The 6,783-nt window shown below is 65.6% G+C and carries 5 protein-coding genes; 1 reads left to right on the plus strand and 4 read right to left on the minus strand.

What is annotated here, in order from left to right; genetic code table 11:
• Positions 1-80 precede the first annotated feature (80 nt).
• From H6B51_RS09485 to H6B51_RS09500, 4 genes are all read right to left on the minus strand, one after another.
• Positions 81-2,348 carry a C2 family cysteine protease gene (locus H6B51_RS09485; protein ID WP_204883448.1) on the minus strand — a complete coding sequence of 756 codons (2,268 nt, stop codon included), beginning with the start codon at positions 2,346-2,348 and terminating at the stop codon, positions 81-83.
• Positions 2,341-3,216: a GNAT family N-acetyltransferase gene (locus tag H6B51_RS09490; RefSeq protein ID WP_204883449.1), complete on the minus strand. Its 876-nt coding sequence runs from the start codon at positions 3,214-3,216 to the stop codon at positions 2,341-2,343. Before H6B51_RS09490 ends, H6B51_RS09485 begins: the two co-directional genes overlap by 8 nt.
• 91 nt (positions 3,217-3,307) lie before the next feature.
• Complete coding sequence (locus H6B51_RS09495; protein ID WP_204883450.1) at positions 3,308-4,081, minus strand: TIGR03915 family putative DNA repair protein; 774 nt, start codon at positions 4,079-4,081, stop codon at positions 3,308-3,310.
• 245 nt (positions 4,082-4,326) lie between these two features.
• On the minus strand, positions 4,327-5,577 hold the full coding sequence (locus H6B51_RS09500; protein WP_204883451.1) for a putative DNA modification/repair radical SAM protein: 1,251 nt from the start codon (positions 5,575-5,577) through the stop codon (positions 4,327-4,329).
• A 185-nt stretch (positions 5,578-5,762) separates the two neighbouring features.
• Between H6B51_RS09500 and H6B51_RS09505 the strand changes: the two genes are divergently transcribed.
• Positions 5,763-6,590 (plus strand): purine-nucleoside phosphorylase, encoded by an 828-nt coding sequence (locus H6B51_RS09505; RefSeq protein ID WP_204883452.1) that lies wholly within the window; start codon positions 5,763-5,765, stop codon positions 6,588-6,590.
• Positions 6,591-6,783: the final 193 nt, after the last annotated feature.

A 6,783-nucleotide genomic window follows, 5' to 3' on the forward strand; every position in this document is an offset into this window, starting at 1 on the left:
TGCAACGTCCCGCCGTTCCCCTCATCCGTCATTTGCTTCGCAAATGCCACCTTCCCCCAGGGGAAGGCTGGCTCCCCGCCTTACGCCTGCCCCTGGGGCTGGCGGACCCGGTTCAGGTCGGTGCGGGTGACGGTGGAAAACTGGCGGCAGAAGTCCTCGTACTTCATGTAAAACTGGCCGTAGGTCTCGTCGGAGGAGGGGGTACCCACGGTGCCCGTCTTTTTCTTCTTCCCGTCCTCCTGGTACTGGAGGGAATAGGTGCTGTAGGGGTTGCGCAGCAGCACATACCGCTGGTTGCCCACCCGTTTGCCCCCCATAATGGTGTAGGCGTGGCCCCAGTTCACCCCTTCGCCGGCGTTCTCGTTGTTGTGGGTGCCGGCATTGTACACAAAACCCTGCTCCCGGCAGTTGCAGATATCCTCAAACAGCTGGTCATCCCGGTCGTAGATGGTCTCGGGCGCCACCCCCAGCAGCCGCTGGAGGAACCCGCCCCCCTCGCCGTACCACAGGGACTGGTACCCCTTGGCCTGGTCCCGGCCCAGGAAGGCGCAGGCCTTTTCGATCATCTGCATCCACAGGGCCCCGGCGGACAGGGCGTCCGCCCCGGCGATGCGGGGCACCTCCTTGGTGACCCGGACGTACACCGGCTGCCACTCAGTGCGGGTGATCTCCTCCTGGCCGATGACCTCAAAGTCCTCGTCCAGATCCCCCAGGGCCTCCTCGGTCTCCTCCTGCCGGGGCCTGGCCTCCCGGATGGTGACCGGCCGGTAGAGGCGGACGGTGACGGTGCCGTCCCCGTTGTCCTTCAGGCAGTCCTTCAGCAGGGCCGGGTCCAGGTTCACCAGCCCGGCGGTGGAGGCCACCATGTAACAGTTGGACACGGTGCGCTGCTTCAGGTCGTTGACGGTGGGCTCGTGGGAGAAGAGGGGGGTGTCCTTCTGGTCGCTCCAGTAGGCCGCCCTCTCAATGACCCAGGTCCGCTTGACGCCGCCGTAATGGGGCGTGCCGGTCTCCTGGGGCCTGGTCTGGTGGGAGAAGTCCAGCACCTCCGCCCCCTCGGGCACCACCAGGGTGCCGTTGGTCATCCGGTCAAAATAAGCCTGGACCTGGGCCAGGGCCTGGGCGGCGGGGCCCTCCGCCCCCTTGGCCGCCTTGTCCACCGCCTGGATGGCGGCCTTCAGCCGCTCCCGCTCCTCGGTGTAGCCCACGGTGTACCGGGTGCCCTCCAGGTAGCGGTTCACCGCCTGGGCCACCCGCTCCAGCCCGGCGTGTGCCAGGGCCCCGTTGAGCTGCCGCAGCTCCTCCCGGGAGGCGTTGCTCAGCTGGTCGGAGGGGGTGTTGATGGCCTCCTGCCGGGTGCGGCGGCTCTCCGCCAGGTCCAGGGGGGCGTCGGGCTGGACGTTGGGCCGGCCCACTTCCTCCCGGACCTGCCGCCTGTCCAGCGCCGCCAGGTCCTGCTCCATCTCCTGGATCTCCCGCTCGATCTCGTCGTCCAGCTCCCCGTCCTGCTGCTGCTGGCGCAGCTGCTCCACCTGGGCCAGAGCCTCCTGGCGCTCCTGCTCCTGCTGGAGCTGCACCTCCTCCACCGGCTCCAGGTCCTCGTCCTGCCGCAGCTCCTCCAGCTGCCGGATGCGCTCCTGCCGCTGTTCCGGGGCCATGGGGGGTTCCTCCAGCTGGCCAGCGGCGGCATTGGCCTGCTGCCAGGCGGTGACGGTGTGGTACCACCCCTCGATATCCTCCCGGGTGAGCTGGGCGGCCCGGGTCCCCTGGGCCAGCACCTGGCCCGCCAGGGTCACCCGGTTCTGCTCGCAGAAGGCGGCCAGCCGGGTGCGTAGGCCATTGAGTACCGGGGCCAGCCGCTCCAGCCGGGGGGCCATGGCCGGGTCCTCCAGCTGCCGCAGCCGGTCATAGTCCCGCACCAGGGTGACGTACTCCATAAAATGCTCCCGCACCATGTCGGTAAAATACATGCTGGGGGTAAAGGGATACTGCTCCAGATGGGCCAGGACATCCCCATCCTGGGCGGGCGGGGCCGGGTCCTGCCGGTTCAGGCTCTGGTGGAGCTGCAGGGTAAGGGCCGTGGCGTCGGGGGTCAGGGCCCTGGAGGCCTTGATCATGGCGTTGCGGGTGCGGTGCGTTTGGGAATAAAACTTGAAGCTGGTCTTGCCCAGCTGGGCGGTGTCCTGCAAATTGGCGGTCTTGGCCCGGTAGACCTCCATGGGGTCCACCTGCACCTGGTCCAGATCCAGCTCCATGGCCTCCAGCAGCTCCTGCCGCTGCTGCTGGCGCTCCTCCTGCTGGCGGAGCTGCTGGGTCTGGCGCTGCCGCTGTTGAGTCAATTCATCCATTGAGATGGCTCCTTTCTCTGGCCCAGCCCCCCAGCATCCACCGGGGCAGGGGGGCGTAGCCCCCCCGGCACAGGGTGATGGTGTGGGTGGGCTGGCCCAGCAGGTGGGTATACAGTCCCTCTCCCTGAGGGGTGGACAGGATCATGTCCAGAGGGGTCTCCGGGGGATAGTCCCGGCACAGGTCCCCGATGGCCCGGGCCAGCAGTTTAGCCAGAGCGGAGGGTCGGCCGGAGGCCACCCAGCAGTAGTCCAGACTCAGCCCCTCCGGGCCGCCGCGAAACAACAGGGCCCCCTGGGGGGTCTCCCGGTCCATCAGTACATAGCTGGCCGGGCCCTGCTCTACATAGTGGTACAGGGACAGGCCGGTCTGCTCCCGCAGCCAGCCGGAAAAACGGAACCGCTCCCCCCGGGTCAGCTCCTCCAGGGTTGCGCAGCCTCCCGGCCGGGGGGTGATGCGCTGGCGGGCCAGGGCATCGGCGGTTTCTTCCAAGGTGGCCGTGCCCAAGGGGAAGGTCTCAGCGGCCAGGGAAAAGCCCGCCTGGAGCAGGAAGGGGTCCAGCAGGGTCCGCTCCCCCTGGCGGGCATAGGTGAGCCACACCCGGTTACAGCCCGCCCGGGCCATCTCCTCTCCCAGCTCGGCCACCAGGGCGGTAGCCAGCCCCAGCCGCCGGGCGGCGGGGCGGACATAAATGCTGTGGACCGTCCCCTCCGGCTGGCCGGGCTCCCACACCAGGGCCCCCTGGGGTTTGCCCAGAAAAATGGCCCCCAGGGCCCGCAGCTTCCCCGCCAACACCTGGCAGAAGAGCTCCGGGGGGATGCAGGCGGCCCAGCGGGGGGCGCTGGCGCTGTCCAGCTTCTGGCATCGCACTGCCGTTTCCTCCTCTCCACCGCAGGTTTTTCCCCATTATAAAAAGGCCGTGCCAAAAAAGCAACGGCCAAAACCCACGGGTCTGCAACGTTTAACCCCCTTTCAGGCCGGTCGAGGTCTCCTGCTGCATTTCCGTCATATTCCTCCAGTACCGCTTGGGCATGTGGGTCATGCGGCAGCGGGGGTTGTACCGGCCTTCAATGGAGATGGTGTGGTAAAACCGCCGCCACAGGGCCCGGAAATCCAGCTCCGCCCCGGCGGCGGGGGAGAGGGAGAAGTCCTCCAGGGGGAGGATGGCCCATTTGCCCCCCTGGCAAAACAGGGCCTCCCGATGGGTCTGGTCGTAGAGCACCAGGTTCTCCCCGGGATAGCGGGCGGCAAAGTGAGGGCCCAGCAGGGGGAGCGCCCGGTTTTTGGGGGCGATCTCCCCGGCCAGCACTCCGCCCTGGTCGGAAAAGCGGACAAAGCCCTTGAACTGATGAGCCTCCCGTGTGAGATGGCCCACCGCCTGGGTGAGGGCGGCCACCTGGGGGTGGGTCAGGTCCCGGGTCACCCCGGGACCACGGGCGTAGCCCAGCCGGAGAAACTGCCACAGGCAGACCTCCCGGTCGGGCAGGCAGGTGAGAAAGCCCTGCACCACCAGCCGTTTGCCCTCCGCTCCCAGTTTGGGCTGGAGGGAGCGGTATACCCGCCGGGCCTTGTCCTTATCGGCGTCTACTTCCCGCTCCGGCCACAGGGACAGCCGGCCGTCCTCCGGTGTAAGGAAGCACACTGGATCCTCCTTTTGGTGGTAGGCCGTAAAGACGCAGGTGAGAAAGCCGGCAAAGCCGCCGTCATAGTGATAGGTGAATTTGGGCCAGTCCATACAAGCCTCCTTTTCCGGCAGACAGAGCGGGGGTGAACGTGTGGAGATAGGGCAGAGGTTATGGTTTTGTCTGTAGGGGCGGATATCATCCCCCCGCCGCTCCCCTCATCCGCCCCCTTCGGGGGCACCTTCCCCCCTGTGGGGGGAAGGTCAGGGGTGGGCGGCCACAGGTTGCCCCTACGCAATGGTTTCCTGGTTTGCCGTAGGGGCGAGTCCCAGACCCGCCCGCCGGTACGGTCCCCGTCTCAAAACAGGGACAGCTGCTCCGGCTGGTCCCCGGCCAGGGCGGGCTTTTCCAGGGCCACCAGGTGGCGGAGCACCCCGTCGGGGTTTACCCGCAAGCCCTCCAGCATCTTTCCCGAACAGGTAATGAAATACTGGGCCCGCTTCAGCACCACCCCCAGGGTCTTCAGCCCCGAAAAGGTGAGGGGCCCCACCCGCCGGGCGGTGAGGATCCGCCGGGCGGACACCACCCCGATACCGGGCACCCGCAGCAGAGTCTCGTAGTCCGCCCGGTTCACCTCCACCGGAAACTGCTCCATATGCCCCAGAGCCCAGGCGCACTTGGGGTCCACCCGGGTGTCGAAATTGGGATGTGCCTCATCCAGCAGCTCCTCCGCCCGGAACCGGTAGAACCGCAGCAGCCAGTCGGCCTGGTACAGCCGGTGCTCCCGCAGCAGCGGAGGCCGGAAATCCCGCCGGGCAGGGAGGAGGGGGCTGTTGGATACCGGCATATAGGCGGAGAAAAACACCCGTTTCAGTTTGTACTTGTCATATAACCCCTGGGTCAGGGTCAGAATATGCCGGTCGCTCTCGGGGGTGGCCCCGATGATCATCTGGGTGGATTGGCCCGCCGGGGCGAATTTGGGGGCGTGGCGGTACTTCACCAGCTCCCCCTTGCTGTGGACGATGCCGTCCCGGATCTGGGCCATGGGGGCCAGAATGGCCTTCTTTTTCTTTTCCGGGCACAGCTTTTCCAGACTGGCCTGGCTGGGCAGCTCAATGTTCACGCTGAGCCGGTCGGCCAGCAGCCCCAACCGCTCCGTCAGGGCGGGGTCGGCCCCGGGGATGGCCTTGGCGTGGATGTACCCCCGGAAGCCGTACTCCCCCCGCAGCAGGGTGAGGGCGGATATCATCTCCTCGGTGGTGCGGTCGGGGCTGACCCACACCGCCGAGGAGAGAAACAGCCCCTCGATATAGTTGCGCCGGTAAAAGCCGATGGTGAGCTCCGCCAGCTCCCGTGGGGTAAATGCCGCCCGGGGCAGGTCATTGGACCGGCGGTTGACGCAGTAGGCACAGTCGTAGATACAACGGTTGGTATACAGCACCTTTAATAAAGAGATGCACCGGCCGTCGGCGGAGAAGGAGTGGCAGCACCCGGCAGCCATGGTGCTCCCCAGGCCCTTGCCCCCGCCCCGGTCCACCCCGCTGGAGGTGCAGGCGGCGTCGTACTTGGCGGCGTCGGCCAGAATGGTCAGCTTGTCCAGCAGCTCCATAGCGTTTCCCCCCCCTTTGTTCCATTGTACATCGAACAGATGTACTAGTCAAGTGGAACTAGTTTCCAGCCCTGCCAAGGCCCCATCTCGGCAGGAATCCACATTGCTTTTTCAGATTACAGGGTGTATAATTGTTTGAATTGACCTTTAAATTGCTTTTTTATGACGATCAAGGAGGGGCGCATATGCACTACACCTTTGAACAGTATCAGCAGAGCGCGGACTGTATCCGCCAAAAGATCGGCTCCTTTACCCCCAAGGTGGCCATGATTCTGGGTTCCGGCCTGGGCTATATGGGGGATATTGTGGAAAACGCCATTGCCGTCCCCTACGGTGAAATTCCCCACTTCAAGGCCTCCACCGCCCCCGGCCACAAGGGCCGGCTGGTGTTTGGCACCCTGGAGGGGGTGCCTGTGGCCGTCATGCAGGGCCGGATGCACCACTATGAGGGCTACTCCTATGAGGAGGTGGCCTATGCCGTCCGGGTGCTCCGGCTGCTGGGCTGCGACACCCTCATCGTCACCAATGCCGCCGGGTGCGTCAACATGAACTGGAAGGCGGGCGACCTGATGCTCATCACCGACCAGATCAAGATCTTCATGGAGTCCCCGCTGCGGGGCGAGAACCTGCCTGAGTTCGGCGTCCGGTTCCCCGACGCCTCCCACCTGTACACCCCCGCTCTCCAGGAGGTGGCCCGCAAGACCGCCAAGGAGCTGCGCATCCCCCTGAAGGAGGGTGTGTATATGTACTTCCCCGGCCCCCAGTACGAGACCCCCGCCGAGGTGCGCTTCGCCCGCATCGCCGGAGCCGACGCGGTGGGCATGTCCACCGCCCCGGAGGTCATCGTGGCCGGCCACTGCGGCATGCGGGTGCTGGGCTTCACCCTCCTGTCCAATATGGCCGCCGGCATCCTCAATCAACCCCTGTCCGAGCAGGAGGTGCTGGACGCCGCCGAGGCCTGCAAGGACAAGTTCTCCCGGCTGGTGCTTGCCTGCCTGAAGGAGCTGGGATAAGACAAAGCTTCCCCCCTCAGGGGGGAAGCTGGAGACTGTCGGAAAAGACCTTGCGGTCTTTTCCGACAAAAGGCTGCATGACGGATAGGGTTCGATTTCTTGCGAAAAAGTCACCCTATCCGTCATGAGAAGTGTCATTTCCAAGGCGCATGTCCTTGGAAATAACGGATTTTGATTTTATTCTGCGGCCTGC

Origin of the sequence: Pseudoflavonifractor phocaeensis, assembly GCF_016901955.1 — a bacterium.
Classification (GTDB): Bacteria; Bacillota; Clostridia; order Oscillospirales; family Oscillospiraceae; genus Flavonifractor; species Flavonifractor phocaeensis_A.